Origin of the sequence: Erythrobacter sanguineus (genome assembly GCF_900143235.1) — a bacterium.
In the GTDB taxonomy this organism is placed as follows: domain Bacteria; phylum Pseudomonadota; class Alphaproteobacteria; order Sphingomonadales; family Sphingomonadaceae; genus Erythrobacter; species Erythrobacter sanguineus.
The window spans coordinates 94,169-108,653 of sequence record NZ_FRDF01000006.1 but is presented as its reverse complement, the minus strand read 5'-3'; the positions used below and the strand labels follow the sequence as shown (position 1 = coordinate 108,653).

Genomic DNA, 14,485 nt, shown 5'->3' with positions numbered 1-14,485 from the left:
TCAAGGGATGATCGAGCGCGACTGCAGCCCACGCGACCAGTCGAGCGCAGCCGACATCGAGGGCGACATCGAGGCCGCCAGCGCATTCTCGATCATCGCGGTCTTCTCGATGATCTGCATGATCGCGGAGACCTTGGCCTGACCCGTCGCCTGACGCTGGACGAGGCCCGAGCGGACCTCGGCGACCTGGCCGCGCCAGATCGCGAGCTTGGCTTCGTCAGCGGCGATGAAACTCGCCATCGAGCGCCCGGCTTCCGACACGATCCGGTCGAGGATCGCGTAAAGCAGGTCGATGCTGGCGATCTCCGCGAGCGTGTCGCGGTCGTCGGTCGGCATGCCGCGCCCGTATGCGGCCTGGACCGTGAGAATCTTGTAGAGCGGCACCGAGGCGACCTGCAGCAGCTCCTTCTCGGCATTGCCGATCGCGGTATCGGCGCGGATCGCATCGACCATGTTGCCGATGAGGAGGGCAACGCGCGGCCGGATCGCCTTGGCATTGGCGAGAGTCATTTGCTGGAAGGTGGGGTTCAGGCAGAGATCGGTCTCGTCGCAGCGGAACACCCGCACGGTCTGGCCCTGTGTCCCGTCGAGGAGCGCGGTTACCAGCGTCGAGGAGGCATCGCCCGCGAAGGGAACGAACTTGCCTGGCTCATCGTCTTTTGGCGGCACGTAGATCACCGTGCCGATCAGGGTCATGGCGTATTCGGCAAGCTCGCGATCGAAGGTGCCGCCGGGACTGAAGAAGGCGCTCTTTTTCAGGACATGCCAGGTGTAGTTGCGCGGCACACCGGGATTGACGTCGCCGTAGTCCGCACCTGCGCTCTCGTTGGTTGAGCTGCGCTGCCCGCGCGTGCCGCAGCCGTGCTTGGCCGCAGCATAATCTGTGAAGATGCCTTCGGAGTTGCCGATAGCTTCGCAAATCGCCTTGTCGGCCAGATCGCCCTTGGGCCACAGGCCGCCGACCAGCCCCTGCGCCATCTCGCAGGAGTTGATCGAGAGATTGTTCATGAGCTGCGCCTTCTGCGAAAACTCCTGCATGATCTTGTTGCATTCGGGACAGACCGTATCGATCGCCAGGCTGAAGGCGAACCCGACCGCGTTGTTGGCGACCGCTTTCAGCATCGCGACCATCTCGCTTGCATTGATGAAGGAAAAGGACCCGGCGAAGATGTCGATCCCGCCGCAGCCTGCCCGTGCTCTCGGAAGCTGGAGATTGGCGATGTTGGTCGTCTTCTGGGGGAAGCGCGTCCAGACATTGCCGAGACTGTAGTAGCCTGCCGACTGGCCTTCGAAAGCGGTCGGACCGGTGACGTTGGCCGCCGCGCCCATGTCATCCATGAAGCGGTCCATGCTGTCGCCGACGTTTGCAGAGAGCGGCGAGGCAATCATGCTGGCGGCGGCGAGTGTGAGCGCCGCCTTGCGAATGCTAATAGTCATGTCCGGCTTCCTTCGAGGTGAGGAGGTAGATGCGGTCCTGGAGCTCGTCGGCCGAAAGCACGCCGTATCCGATCGGGATCGGGCGCCTGGTCACACTGTCCCACAGCACCAGCGCCGGGGTGACCTTGGGTTCGAGGCCGAGCTTGCTGCGCTGGGTTGTCTCGACGCGGTAGTCGGGGAAGTGCCGTGAAGGCCCGCCATCGGTCGAAATCGCGCGCACGGTGATGCGCCAGCGGTCCGCGACGCCTTTGACGATCGGGCCCATTACCTCGCACGGAGCGCAGGTCGAGCTGAAGAAATAGAACAGGCCGTAGCGCTGTGTGAGCTGGGCCATGACCGTATCGCGCTCGGCGGCGCGCGCGTCCTGCCACTGCTTTTTCGCCAGCGCTCCGACCGGCCGTTCGAGCGTGTAGTCGAGCTCGGGGTCCTGCCAGATTGCCCGCTGCCAGACGTCGGAGAAGAGCGAGGCCCGGTCAAGCTGCGCGCGCTGGAAACGGATATAGGCCGCGACATTGGCCTCGGTCGGATAGAGGATTGCGCGTGCCTTCAACTCGCGCAGCTCTGCCGTGATGGCGTCGAGCTCCTGCGTCGCCCGAACCGGATCGGGATTGGCCTGTTGCGGCAAATCTTCAGTCTTGGGGTCAGGCTCCGGTTTCACGCAGTAGAACCAGTAGCCGAGCCTGCGCTGCTCGCAGTAGAGTGCCTCGGCGCTGGTGCTCGCCGCCGAATTCGTCGGTGGTTCGGCGGTTGCCGACACGGCTTGCGCGGTAGCGGCGAAGGGCAGGAGGGCGGTGCCGACGAGCGTCAGCGCTCCCAGGGTTGAAAGACGGATCATCGGTCGGTCCTCGCGTAGTATTCTTCGATCTTCTGCTGGATGAGGATGCTCGTCTCGAGTTCGTCGGGCAGCCGGGCGGCCTCGGTGAACTCGGCATAGACTTCGCTGAAATCCATCTGGCTGAGGTCGAGCCGGGCGAACTCGTCGAGGGTGAACCCGGCGCATTGTTCTTCCTTGGGCTTATCCCACGGCTTGGGCAGCTGTCGGCGCCCCTGTTCCTGGAGGATCCGCGAGAGCTTGGACTCGAAGCAGCAGTAGGCCTTTCTCTTGGTGAGGCAGACGCCGAGAAACCTGTCCGAGCAATAGGTCCCGACATAGGCGCACAGGCCCTGTGCATCGCGCTGGTGGAGCAGCACTTCCTCGCGGTCGCAGCCGAGCGCGACCAGCAGGCTGATGCCCGGGATGAGCGGGAAACCCTTGCCCTTGCAGCAGTTGAGCACGCCGAAGACCTTGGACGAACAGGTGTTGCGCGTCCCCCGGAACAGCGTCAGCGTCTCGGGATCGAACTGGCCGCGCGCCTCGTCCATCGCGTGGAGCGCGACCGCGGCATCCTTGAACTCGTCGTTGGCGGTACGCTCTATCGTCTCGCAGGAGCCGTCGATGCAGTAGAGGTCGCCGTCGCAGACATATTGGGTCGCGGTATCGGTCTGGGGAAGCGGACACTCATAAATCCGTTCCCAGGTCTCGCAGGGCGTTTCGTCGGTCAGGCATTCCTCGCGGATGAACCGGCAGGCGTTCTGGCTCTCGATATCCGCGCAGTCGGTCGCCGCTTCGCGCGAGGTGCAAGTGAAGCTCCGCTGCCATTCCCAGCAGGGCCTGGTGACCGGGACCCCGTCGATTTTACGAGTTTGCGGATCGGCGTCGGTGCAGATCTCGGCATCGAGCGTACAATCGCCGTTGTCGGCGAGCCCTGCGCACTGGCTTTCGTCGGGCGCGGACGTGACCGTGGTCGCGGTTGTGACCTGGTAAGGCGTCTGTCCCGGTACCTGTTCGTCGCAGGTCAGCTCGCTGATCGGGTCTCCGGGTTCGGTGCACCACCTGCGTCCGCCCGACGTGCCCCATCGCAGGCAGGTGTCACGGTGCCAGGTGACCCGGCAGGAATAACCGTTGAAGCCGGGGCACTCGGGCTCACCCGACCCGTTGATGTCGCCAAAGCGATTGCAAAGGTAGTGGTATTGCGGGCGCTGGCTGACGCTGGCGACGAGCGGCACGCTGCATTGGCCGGCCGACTGGTCGATCCGTGTGCCGGTGTTGCAGGTCGCGGTGTAGGTCCCCGCCGAGCCGGAACCCGGCGGCAGCGGAACGCAGGTTCCCTGTCCGCCGCCGATCGCCATGCCGCTGGTGTAATCAAGCGGTGTCTGGTTGATCGCGCGGCTGCGGGTGATGACCGCGTCGATATCCTGCGGGTCGAACCGCGCGCGGTTGGCGAGGCTGTCCTTGATCGCGCGGTAACCCTGATGGGTCGTCGTGGCAGCGGCTGCACCGCGCTCGATCCGGTCGGGATCGTCGGCGAGCGTCTCCAGGCCGCGCACTGCGTTGCGGTCGTAATGGGGAAGGGTGTTGCTGTCCGGCTGCACCTGCGCGGCTTGCTGGGCCTCGCCGCGCAGTTCCTCGGCGAAGGCCTTGCCGTCGGCGCGCGCGTCCTGCTGCGCCGCAGCGGGCAGGGCGGGCAGCAGCGCGGCAAGTGCGGCCAATGCGAACGTGAGTGCGCGGGTCATGGGCGATCTCCGCGCAGGCGCTGCAGGTGCAGGCGGGCGAGACTTGCGCCGGGTCCGCCTCCGGAAGCGAAGGTGTCGAGCACCTCCTCGACGCGGATATTGCCGGTGAGACGGTCGTGCGGGGGCGGCGCGTCGGTGCAGTCGAACCCGTCGCAAGGGTGGAAATCGGCCGCGAGCATCACGAAGCTAGGCGCTTGCCTGATATCGAAAGCGCGGAACAGGCGCGGATCGATGCCGAGCGCGCCCGCCTCCCCGCTGTCGCTCCAGATTGCCACGAGACGCTTCTTGAACCTGGCGCTGTCGTCCTGCGGGAACCCGCGCAGCACCGTGACCCCGCCCGCACGGGTAACGTCGCGGACCAGCGCCTTGAGCGAGGCTTCGGGCATGCCGAGCGAGGCAAAGGCGATGAAGCGGGGGCTCTCGCCTATCGCGGCGACTTCGGCGTCGGCCGCGCCGCGGATCATGCCGTCGAGATCGAGCGGACCGGTGTCGGCATCAGCGACGGCGATCGATGGCAATATGTCGGCATAGGCGGCGCGGTTGGCGTGAGCCTGCTGGCGCGACGCCTGTGCGTCCTCGGCAAGCGCCTCGGCCCTGGTCCGAACCGTCGTCGACAGCGCTTCGGGATCGGGCGCATGCTCGGCGGCGCGTTCGCGGATGCGTGCAAGATCGAGCTCGGGTTCGCTGTCCTGCGCCGAGGCAGCAGCAAAGGCAGCGGCTATACCGACGCTAGCAAAAACAAGAAGGTGGAAAGGATTTTTCATAGCGCGCAGCAATTCCTCTTGCGCCAGACGAGGTATCCCATGTCTTCGCCGATGGCGGGGATGACCTGTCCGGGTTCCTGAAGCGTGGTCGATGTTCCGATCGGCGGGCAGGCGTAGCGGCCCTTGGTCGCCGGGTTGGGGTTGGTGGCCTGGAAGCGGTATTGCTGCTTGCGCATGACCGGCATCAGGTACTTGCCGCACAGGCCCTTGGATCCCATCGTGCCCCAGGAGACGAGTTCGCGGTGGAGCTTGTAGGCGAAGCGCGAAAGCACCAGCCGCGAGGCCTGCACATGCCCGATCGAGGCCGAAACATTGCCGTTCATCGGATACATCGAGCCCTGGCAGCCCGCGCACCAGAACATCTCGTCGATCGGGAGCTTCGCGGTCGAGGCCACGCAGTCGGCCGCGCAGGCGGCGAGCGCCAGCGGGTTGGCGAAGAGCACGGCTTCCGGGTTGATGATCGCGGTAAGTTCGCTGTCCTGCCACAGCGGATCGATCTCGGAGATGTAGAGTATATCGATCGAGCCCGGCTCGAGGCACAGGAAATCAGCGACGATCTCCATCCAGTAGATCAGCGGATAGGCATACCAGTGGACATGCCAGCTTGAGTAATACTGGCTCGCGCCGCCGACTGCCGAGGGTCCGGAGATCGAACGGAAGCCGATGTCGAAGCCGGGATCGAGTTTCATGCCGCCGAGGTTGACGAAGCACCAGGGCTTCATGCTGACATCTGCCAGCCGCACCGGCTCCCAGAAGCCCATCGCGATCCCGGGTCTGAGACCGCACAGGCAAACCGGCAGGTCGGGGTTGTCGGGATCGGGCCGATTGCTGGGCCAGATCTTGAGCCCGCCGACCGAGATCGGGAACAGACATGACCAGCAGATATCGGTGATCGGATTGACGAAGCTGCCGGTGCATTTGCCCGGACCGGCATCGGCGAGGGCGGGGCTCGCGAGGCCCAGCGACAGGCTCGCTGCGAGAGCGAGGAACAGCGATCGCAAGCGCTTCATGGCCGCGCCCCTTTCGGAGGCAGCGCGATTTCGCTTACTTCGAGCAAGCGGCCCTGCTGGCGCACCCGCGCAGGCACGGCCCTGATGCCAAACTTCGCGGTCAGCTTGCCGCCCTGGTCGAAGTAGAAGCGGCGCTGGCGCGCCTTCATCAGTTCAAGCGGCGCGCCATTGACGAGGATCAGTTTGGCATTGCGGTCTTCGCTTAGCGCCCAGGCCAGCTGGGCTGGATCGTCGCCGTCGAGGAACAGCAGAGGGCTCCTCAGCTGTACGCTGTCGAGCGGGTTGACCAACGTGCCTGCGGCATGGATCAGCTCGCCTCTGGCGCCGCGAATGTCGGCAGCGAGCGTGATGGTCGGATCGAAGGTCCAGCGCCGATGGGCACTGGCGTGCGCGAGACCCGCAACCGGATCGGGCCGGTTGACGCGCGCGATGGTACGCCGTTTGAGTTCCTCATTGAGCCGCGCGGTCTCGCCCGAAGCCTCCATCGCCTTCAGCCGCGCATGGATCTGCTCGAGAAGGTCGCGTTCGATAAGCGGAAAGACCGCGCCGCGCTGGCCGTAGTCGCGCGCACCGACGCCCGTCGGCATGGCGGTGACGAGCAGGGCTGCGAGGAGGATTTGCACCGGCTTCACAGGATCGCCCTCCCGCTGCCGAGGATGCGGTCGCGGCAGACGAAGCCGATCTGGCCATAGCGGCTGTCGAGCCCGCGCGGATGGCCGGTGCCGGTGTAGTAGCATCCTTCGGGGATCCGGCCTTCGGGGCCCTGGTCGAGCGCGATGTCGAGGCGGGTGACCGCCAGCCGGGTCGCAACTCTCTTGCCGTTGATGAACACCTCCTGCCCGTGGTGGCTGACCACATCGCCGGGCATGCCGAGCACACGCTTGCCGAACATCTGCGGTCCTTCACCGAAATGTCTTTCGACAAGCTCGCTTGGCGGCGGCTCGAAGAAGATCAGCCTGCCGCGCTCGATCGGTGCGGTGCGATCGAGCCAGAACGCCCAGTGGGGCAGGCTCGGGCTGGCATTGATCAGGAAGGCGTGGTCCTTGCTGAAGGCGTCGAGCGGCGCCCAGGCAAGCGGGAGGAGCACGAGCCCTGACAATAGCAGCGGGCGGCGAAGCGGGCGCAGCAGGTTCATGGGCGCTTCCCTTCGGCAAGCTTGCCGGCGATCCGGCGTTCGAGTTCGGGGGTGGCGTCCTCCGCTGCACCGGCCAGCACCGCCTCGGCGACCAGCACCACGCGGCCATCGTGGCCCATTTCGGCAACCGCGCTCTCGGCGGCCTTGAGATAGGCGAGGCTGGCAGCCTGGACTGCGGCGGGATCGGCATCGGCGCGCGCAGCTTCTTCGACAAACCTCCCGATGGTCTCGGCGAGCCGGACGGTGACGATGCGCTGGGGCGGTTCGGCGAGAGCCTCGCGGGTGAGCCACGCGGCCCACAGCAGTCCGGCGATCAGAGCCAGAATGGCAAGGATTCTCAGCGCGAGCGCGCGTATCTTATGGGCGGTGTCAGGCATGGGGGGATGGTCCTTCGGCAAGCCGGCGATCGAGACGGCGCAGGAATGCGGGAAGCCGCAGCAGCGTGAGGCCGCCCGCGGCGATGAGAAAGGCGATCTGCAGGTCCTGGGCAAAGAAGCGCCGCGCCAGTGGCTCGGCGGTCCGGTAGTGCTCGGCAAGATTACCGAGCTGCGCGAACAGTGCCTCGAGATTCCAGCCTGCCAGCAGGAGGAAGACGAACAGCGGCAGTCCGAGCACCAGCAGGAGCGTGCTCGCGGCGAACCCGGCGCATTCGATGAGGACCAGGCAGGTGCCCTGGAACAGGGCTAGCCAGTCGAGCGACTGCCTCTCCCGTGCCTTGCGCGGTGCGGGGAGCGGGACGCGGTCGACGAGGGTGGTGGTTTCGAGGACCATCATGCACCTCCCCCAGGAACAGCAGGGCCGCCTGCGACCAGCGCGACCGCTCGGTCCAGCGGCATGCCGGTTTCGACGTGCCGCCGGATCGCGGCATAGGTGTCGGGATCGGATGAGAAGATCGTGGCCGAGAGCGGGTCGAGCACAAGCCGCCCGACCGCTTCCATCTCGGGACCCTTCACATAGATCTCGCTGTACTCGGTGCCCGAGCGCTTGAGACTGCGGATCAGCGTCTCGGTGCGGTCGTCCATGTCGAGCCGCGCTTCCTTGCGGAAATCGGCAATGGTCTCGGGCTTCTGCTGGAGCACCAGCATCCAGTCGCTGTTTTCGAGCGCCGCGCGCGCGCCGTCCGACTTGTAGTAGTCGTTGAGGGACTGGGTCGCGGTGGCGAGCGCGCCGCCATATTTGCGGGCGGTGCGGGCATAGGTCTCGACGAACTCGCCCATCGAGCCGCCCTTGAGCATGGCCCAGGCCTCGTCGATCAGCAGCAGCTTCTTGGTGGCCCGCGAGCTGCGGGTCATCGCCTGCCCGGTCATGAACATGATTGCCGAGAGCACGACGCTGCGCAGTTCCTCTCTGGCCGCGAGGTCGCTCATCTCGAAGACGGTAAAATCATCGTCGAGCGCGAAGCTCGCCTTGCCGGAGAAGAACCCGGCATAGCTGCCGCCGCGGCAGAACGGCGCGATCGCGGTGGCGAGATCCTTGCCCGCTTCGTTCTCGCCGCTGTGGAGTGCGTGGGCGACGTCGTCGATCGACCCTCCGCTGCCGAGCGTGTTCCACACCTGCGTCACCGCCCGGTCGATGAGCCCGCGCTCGGTGTCGGACGGCGCGGCGCTCGGCCGCGCCATCTGGCCGACGATCGCCTTGATCATCGCAAAGCAGTCGAGCCGGTAGTCGTCGTCATGGTCGGCGCGGGCGTCATCGACGAGCGAGAAGGGGTTCAACGAAAAGCCAGAGGCGAGCGTGAACTCGACGAAGCGCCCGCCCTGGAGCTTGACCGAGTGCTCGAAGCTGCGGCCGTCGTCGATCACCACGACCTTGGCGCCTGCTCCGCGCAGCGCGGCGCACAATTCCTGCAAGAGCACCGACTTGCCCGAGCCTGACTTGCCGCAGATCGCAATATTGTGGTTGCCTGCCTTGTTCTCGAACGGCGACCAGAAGAAGGGCTGGCCGCGCCGTCCGAGCAGCAGCAGGTGCGGAATGTCGCTGCCGAGATATTCGCCCTGGAGCGGGGCAATGTTCGCCGCCGTGGTCGAGAGCATGGTGCGGAAGCGCTTGAGTCGCGCAAGATCGTGGACGAGCCCGTCGGCAAGGCTCAATGGGAATGCCGCGACGAGACCCTGCAACTGCAGGAAGCGCTCGTCGGCAAGGTCCCACCCCGCTGCCTTGTAGATCGCCTTGACCGTGCGCTCATGCGTGTCGCCTTCGCCCAGCGGCGAGATGGTGGTGAGACCGTAGAACAGCTTGACCAGCTTCTTGCCCGCCTGGAGCTCGGCCTGGACATGGCGCCATTCGGCGGACTGCTCGGCGAGCTTGGGCAGGAAGCGCGCGCTCTTCGTTTCCGAAAGACTGGTGGTGCGCATGAACTTGTAGCCCGCGCGCGCACCGGCTGCTTCCTGGTCGGGATAATGGAGGCACAGCATGGTCGCGGCCGGGCAGGGGAAGCGCAGCTTGTCGGTGAACATGTCGCCGATGAGCCGTGCGCATTCCCACGGCGCCCAGCGCTCCGGCGTTGAGCGCACACCGTAATGGCGTAGGTCGAAACGGTCGGGATAGCAGGCGCCGACCTGCGGCACGCCGTCGCGGCCGCGCCCGGTCTCGCGGAAGCGTTCGGTGCGCAGGATCAGCCGGTCGTCCTCGACCTCGAGTTCGATATCGCGGCGGATCGCCTGCACGTCGAGCGTGTCCTCGCGGTTCCATTCGGTGCGGTCAGGCTCGCGCGCGGTGGTCGGCGAGGTGAGTTCGTCGATGAGCGCAAGCAGGCCTGCCGGTTCGAGCCGGTTCGACGACAGGCCGAGCGAGGCCAGCATGCCGACAAGCCCGTCGCGGCATTCGGTGAGCTCGGCATCGGTGACGCTGCCGGGAACGGGTACGCCGAGCGAGACGACCAGGCGGACGTGGCGGGCGTGGAACGGGGCATGTGCCGAACCCGAACGCCAGACGAGGTCGTAGAGCCGGTCGACGCGCGCGCGGGCGATGGCTTCGTAGATTCCACCCTGTTCGTAACGAGGGCCGAACCAGGGGCCGACGATCGCCCCGATCCGCGGGGACGCAAAGTTGAGCACCTGAAGGCAGGTGCCCTGCGGCAGGCTCTCGGAGAAGAACTGGCCGAGGATCTCGCCGGTGCGCTCGTCCGCCCCGATCAACGGGGTGACCTCGAGGACGAAGCCCTTCGAATGCGCGTTGCGATAGAGCCCGGTCTCCTCGTCGTAGACCCGGTACGGGAGCCAGTCCGAGAGCATATCGAGCGCGAAGCGCGGCCGCGCATGGTCGGCCTGCCGCGTGTCGCCGAACAGGCCGGCCAGCAGCGCATCGCGCGCAGCGGCGAACGATAGCGTCATGGCCGGTCTCCTTCGGGTTCGATCGTGTGGGGCACCCGGTCGGGGGAGGGGGGACGACCGGGTGCCCCGGTGACCGGCGCCGAGGCGCCGGGCAGCTCCGGAAAGGGCTGGGAGGGGTGCACCAGAACCTCCGGCAGCTGCAGGGGTAAAGGGGGTAGGGGATCGCTTGCGGGCGAGGCTGGAGCAGGGCCCGGCGCAGTCTCCGCGAGCAGACTGTCAGGTGCGGCCGCATGGCCGAGCGCGCGCAGGACCTCGCCGCTCGAACGCGGCGCCCGCCAGCTTGGCGCCGGACCTTCAGGCAGCGGGACATGGACCACGCGCGCCTCGTGGGTGCGCCCCGCTGCATCGCGGGTCGCGGCGATGACGATCCGCAGCGTCCGGGCACCGGATTGGTTGGCGGCGTGCGAATTTGTGGTGGCGCGCGCGGGAATAGCGGGCGCGTCGCTTGCGCCCGCCTGCCCGATTGCGCCGCTGTCGATGACCGTGGTCGGCGCGCAGGTCCCTCCGGGCGCACGGCAGGCAAAGCTGCCCTCGACATTGCTGCCGAGCGTGGTGCAGCCGCCAAGGACCATGGCAAGCCCTGGGCTGAGCATCAGGCTGGCGAGCGCGGCGCGGCGGCGGCGATAGGCGCTCATTGCCCGACCTCCGGCGCTGCGGCGGCGAACCGGCGCAGTGTAGCGGCATCGCGGTAGCCATGCAGCACGGCGCCGTCGCGCGCGCGCACGATCACCGGGGTTCCGGCAAAGCCGTTGCTTTTGGCGAAGGCCTGGTTGGCTTCGAGCGCGCGGGCTTCCTTGCAGGTCGCGCCATTGGGAATTGGCTTTCCGGCATAGGCATCATGCAGCGCGCGGACCGGGTCCGGCGCGCACAGCACGCTTTCGGCGATCCGCCGGCTTGCCGCCCCGAAGATCGAGATCGGACGTTCTTCGACCAGCACTCCGGCCTTGGCAAGCTCGCCTGCAAGGCGCTTGCAGTAGCCGCACTGGAAGTCGGAGAAGACCACCAGTCTTTGACCCTTCGGGTTGCCCCAGCGGATTGCGCCAGCCTTGGGAAGCGCGGTGAGATCAACCCTGTCAGGTGCCGCAGCCTCAGGGCGATCGCCTTGCTCGTGACGGCCGGCGGCCGCTTGGCCTGCGGCGCGCGCCGCGCCTGCCGCGAGGAGGTCGGGATTGAGATCGAGCAGCCGCGCCGCAGTGACGTCGCGGCGCTCTTCCATGTCGTAGAGACGTCCGACGAAGAGGTAGCGTGCCGCCTCGTCGACATAGAACAGCGTTTCGCCCGAAATCACCTCGCACCACGGCGCGAAGGTCTTGCAGTCGATCGCATCGATCGGGGTCCTGGGCAGACGCAGCTCGAGCGCCTGGAAAACGTCGCGCGTCATCGCGGCCTGCGCCGGCATGGCGGTGAGGATCGCGACACCGCTGGTAAGCAGTGCGGCGGCGCTGGCAGCGGCGAGTGTGATATGTGCGGCACGGGCCTTGAGGCCCGGCCGGTGTTGCAAGTAGTTCATTGGGGAGTGCTCCTGACATGGACGCCGTCGAGGAAGACGATCTCGACTGCGATGCCGGTCGGCATCTCGACGACGGGTTGATATTGTTCTGCGCGTTCGATGAGGTATCTGGCTGTCGTGTCGGCCGCTTCGCCTGCGCCCTGGCCCAGACCGCCGGCGAGAATGTCTGTCGGCGAGAGCGCTTCGCGCTGGCCGCCGCTGCCCACCTGGCCTGCGAAGATGCCGTTGGCATTGGCCGAGAAGCCGCGCCCGAAGCCGCCGACGATCCCGGCGAGCAATGCCTGGCTGACGAGGCTGCCTTCACGGCTGACCACGCGGCCGCGCACCCCCGACTTGCCGGCAAAGGCGATGAACCCCTTGACCTCGCTCACCGCGAAGCGGCCGCCGGGCTGCGCGCAGGTCATGCGCACCAGCTTGACGTAGACCTTCTCGCTCGAGAGATCGCCGCGCGCGGCACCGTTGACGAGGCAACCCGTGAGGTCGGTGGTTATCAGGCGATTGCCGCTCAGCACCGAGCGCGCCGGGCCGGTAATCCTCAGGACGACGGGTAGCGGATCGCTCTGGCTGGTGACCCCGGTCGAGGCATCGACCCCGACGATCACCGTGGCGGGCGCATAGCTGTTGGGCGGGAGGTAGTCGCGGCTCGCCTCCAGCAGCAGCGGCGGAGAACCGTCGGCCGCCCTCGGTTTTGCCGCGGCGGGTTTGTCGCCCGCGAAGCTCAGCAGGCTCGGCTTCGCCTCGCCTTGCGGGCCGCCGAACGGATCGGGCGCTGCGGCCTGCCCGCCGGGCGTGCGCGGATCGCCGATGGGGACAGGTGCTACCGGCGGGTTGGCGCGGACCGCCTCGAGTTCGGAGCGCAGCGCGGCATTTTCGGCAGAGATCGCATCGATCGCTGCCTGGCCGTCGCTGACCATGCGTGCGTTCTCGCCCCGCAGCGTTTCGAGTTCCTGCTCGATCGAGGCCCTGGGCAGCTGGCTCTCCTGCAAATCCTTGATCGCACGGCCCTGCGCATCGAGACGGTTGCCGTAGGTGGCGACGAACTCCCGGTTGGAGAGGTTGCGGTTGACGAGCGCGCCGGTCTCGATGGTCTCGGCGCCTGCGCCGGTAGTTTCGTCCTCGTCGTCGCCGCCGAAGATGAACATCGATCCGGCGAGGAGCGCGAGGGTGCCGATGCCGCCGAGCAGCAACTTCTGACGCTGGGCGACCGTGCGGTTGAGGTCGCGCCGCGGTTCCCCGTGGGCGCGGTTGTCATCGCCCTTGCTGGTGTCAGGGCGCTTCTCGGCAGCGGTCTGCGGCGCGCTGTCGCGGGTGTCCTGGTCGGCCATTATTCGAGCCCTCCTGCGGCAAAGACGAGGAACGCCTGGGTGGTCTCGCCAGGTGCCAGCGTGTCGCGGCCATAGGCAAAGGCGAGCGCGCCTGCCGGTGCCTCGCGCTCCGCGCCGAGATTGATCGGCGCGGCGCCCACATTGCGCAGCGTGAACGCCTGGCCGGTCAGCTCGGCGCCGCGGTATTCGGCGACCTGCTGGACTTCGATCGTGTCGGTGCGGCGCGGCCGCGAGAGCGCTGCGCGCACCCGGAAGCCTGGCAGCACGGCATTGCTTGCCATCGCTTCGATCAGGCGGACTGTGGCATCCTCTCCGCTGAGCGCGGCCTGTTCCCATTCACCGGCCTCGGGCCTGGCGAGCGCCGGGTTGGTGACGAACAACTGGCTCGCGTCCTCGCCTTCGACGCGGCAGACGAACTTGTAGACGTAGCCGCCCGTGCTGGTGGCGAAGAAGCTGACTTTTGCGCTCGCATATTGCAGCGGCACCGAGACATAGATGTCGCCGCGGACCGGCTCGTGGGTCACCTCGAAATCATTGTAAGGATAGCCGCTCGCCATCTTGGAGACGTTGGCGAATCCGTCCTCCACGAGCGCAATCCGGGTGAGCGCGCCGCGAGCGAGCACGCAGTCGATCGCCGCGCCGTCGGCGGCCTCGACGAACTGGTCGGCATGCGCCGGGCCTGGCGTCAGCGCGAGCGCCAGCGAGCTGCCGAGCGCGGCGAGACCGGATGGCTTAAGGCCCGGATCGGGACGCCGGATCGTTCCGGTTGCGAACAGGGTCACGCCGGCCGTAGCGAGCAGGGCAGGAAGGGGCTGGGCGAGCAGGGTCATTGGTCCTGGTCCTTGTTCTGGTTTTCCTGGGGGTCGGGAAGCTGGCGGAACCCGGTGAGACCAAGGCTCAGGCCCCGGCGCCTCCAGGTGAAGGCAAAGCTGCGCTGCTGGCTGGCGATCACCTGCGCTCCGACAAAGGTCTTGAGCGTGCCGGTGACGGTTGCGGTCAGTGCGCCCGGATCAACTTCCATTCGCGCAATCACGAAGGCCTGGCTGATGTCCGACCCGCGCTGCTCGTCGACGATCTTGACGAGCGCGGCCTTGAGGTGGCCGTGCGCGGCGGGATCGGCGAGCTTGAGGACTTGCTCCATCCAGTAGTCGAGGCTCTCGGGCGCACGGTTGAGCAGCATCAGCGCGGTGTCGCGGGTAACAAGCTCGAGGTATTGCGCCTCGAGAGCGCCGCTGGTAAGCGTCAGCCGTTCGGCGGTGACGGGCACGAGGATCACGCTCTCCTCGCGCGTCGCGGCGACGCCGATTGCGACGAGGCTGGTGAGGCCGAGCATCGCGGCGAGCGCGGCGAAGCGGTTGCGCTGTGCGAGATGGCGCTGGGCTTCCTCGTAGGCGAATTCGTGTTTCATGGTGGTCCTCC

The 14,485-nt window shown here is 67.0% G+C and carries 15 protein-coding genes; all 15 read right to left on the bottom strand.

What is annotated here, in order from left to right; all coding sequences use genetic code 11:
• From BUA05_RS06330 to BUA05_RS06260, 15 genes are read right to left on the bottom strand one after another with little or no spacing between them, the layout of a single operon-like run.
• Positions 1-1,437 carry a conjugal transfer protein TraH gene (locus tag BUA05_RS06330; protein WP_072673821.1) on the bottom strand — a complete coding sequence of 479 codons (1,437 nt, stop codon included), beginning with the start codon at positions 1,435-1,437 and terminating at the stop codon, positions 1-3.
• The gene (locus BUA05_RS06325) at positions 1,427-2,272 is read right to left on the bottom strand and encodes a conjugal transfer protein TraF (protein ID WP_072673820.1); all 846 of its coding nucleotides are present in this window, start codon (positions 2,270-2,272) and stop codon (positions 1,427-1,429) included. The genes BUA05_RS06330 and BUA05_RS06325 overlap by 11 nt, the downstream gene beginning before the upstream one ends.
• Entirely contained in the window at positions 2,269-3,990 is a 1,722-nt protein-coding gene (locus BUA05_RS06320; protein WP_072673819.1) for a conjugal transfer protein TraN, read from the bottom strand. Before BUA05_RS06320 ends, BUA05_RS06325 begins: the two co-directional genes overlap by 4 nt.
• Complete coding sequence (locus tag BUA05_RS06315) at positions 3,987-4,754, bottom strand: type-F conjugative transfer system pilin assembly protein TrbC (RefSeq protein ID WP_072673818.1); 768 nt, start codon at positions 4,752-4,754, stop codon at positions 3,987-3,989. Before BUA05_RS06315 ends, BUA05_RS06320 begins: the two co-directional genes overlap by 4 nt.
• Positions 4,751-5,764 (bottom strand): conjugal transfer pilus assembly protein TraU, encoded by a 1,014-nt coding sequence (gene traU, locus BUA05_RS06310; RefSeq protein WP_072673817.1) that lies wholly within the window; start codon positions 5,762-5,764, stop codon positions 4,751-4,753. The genes BUA05_RS06315 and traU overlap by 4 nt, the downstream gene beginning before the upstream one ends.
• Entirely contained in the window at positions 5,761-6,387 is a 627-nt protein-coding gene (gene traW / locus BUA05_RS06305) for a type-F conjugative transfer system protein TraW (protein ID WP_072673911.1), read from the bottom strand. Before traW ends, traU begins: the two co-directional genes overlap by 4 nt.
• Before the next feature lie 5 nt (positions 6,388-6,392).
• Positions 6,393-6,899 (bottom strand): S26 family signal peptidase, encoded by a 507-nt coding sequence (locus BUA05_RS06300; RefSeq protein WP_072673816.1) that lies wholly within the window; start codon positions 6,897-6,899, stop codon positions 6,393-6,395.
• Complete coding sequence (locus BUA05_RS06295; RefSeq protein WP_072673815.1) at positions 6,896-7,276, bottom strand: TrbI F-type domain-containing protein; 381 nt, start codon at positions 7,274-7,276, stop codon at positions 6,896-6,898. Before BUA05_RS06295 ends, BUA05_RS06300 begins: the two co-directional genes overlap by 4 nt.
• On the bottom strand, positions 7,269-7,673 hold the full coding sequence (locus tag BUA05_RS06290) for a hypothetical protein (protein ID WP_178139151.1): 405 nt from the start codon (positions 7,671-7,673) through the stop codon (positions 7,269-7,271). Before BUA05_RS06290 ends, BUA05_RS06295 begins: the two co-directional genes overlap by 8 nt.
• Positions 7,670-10,231 carry a type IV secretion system protein TraC gene (gene traC / locus BUA05_RS06285; RefSeq protein WP_072673814.1) on the bottom strand — a complete coding sequence of 854 codons (2,562 nt, stop codon included), beginning with the start codon at positions 10,229-10,231 and terminating at the stop codon, positions 7,670-7,672. The genes BUA05_RS06290 and traC overlap by 4 nt, the downstream gene beginning before the upstream one ends.
• The gene (locus BUA05_RS06280; RefSeq protein ID WP_245790113.1) at positions 10,228-10,866 is read right to left on the bottom strand and encodes a hypothetical protein; all 639 of its coding nucleotides are present in this window, start codon (positions 10,864-10,866) and stop codon (positions 10,228-10,230) included. The genes traC and BUA05_RS06280 overlap by 4 nt, the downstream gene beginning before the upstream one ends.
• A complete protein-coding gene (locus BUA05_RS06275) occupies positions 10,863-11,741 on the bottom strand; it encodes a DsbC family protein (protein ID WP_072673813.1) in 879 nt (292 codons plus the stop codon). The genes BUA05_RS06280 and BUA05_RS06275 overlap by 4 nt, the downstream gene beginning before the upstream one ends.
• Entirely contained in the window at positions 11,738-13,066 is a 1,329-nt protein-coding gene (locus BUA05_RS06270; protein ID WP_072673812.1) for a TraB/VirB10 family protein, read from the bottom strand. Before BUA05_RS06270 ends, BUA05_RS06275 begins: the two co-directional genes overlap by 4 nt.
• On the bottom strand, positions 13,066-13,896 hold the full coding sequence (locus BUA05_RS06265) for a type-F conjugative transfer system secretin TraK (RefSeq protein WP_072673811.1): 831 nt from the start codon (positions 13,894-13,896) through the stop codon (positions 13,066-13,068). Before BUA05_RS06265 ends, BUA05_RS06270 begins: the two co-directional genes overlap by 1 nt.
• Complete coding sequence (locus BUA05_RS06260; protein ID WP_072673810.1) at positions 13,893-14,474, bottom strand: type IV conjugative transfer system protein TraE; 582 nt, start codon at positions 14,472-14,474, stop codon at positions 13,893-13,895. Before BUA05_RS06260 ends, BUA05_RS06265 begins: the two co-directional genes overlap by 4 nt.
• Positions 14,475-14,485: the final 11 nt, after the last annotated feature.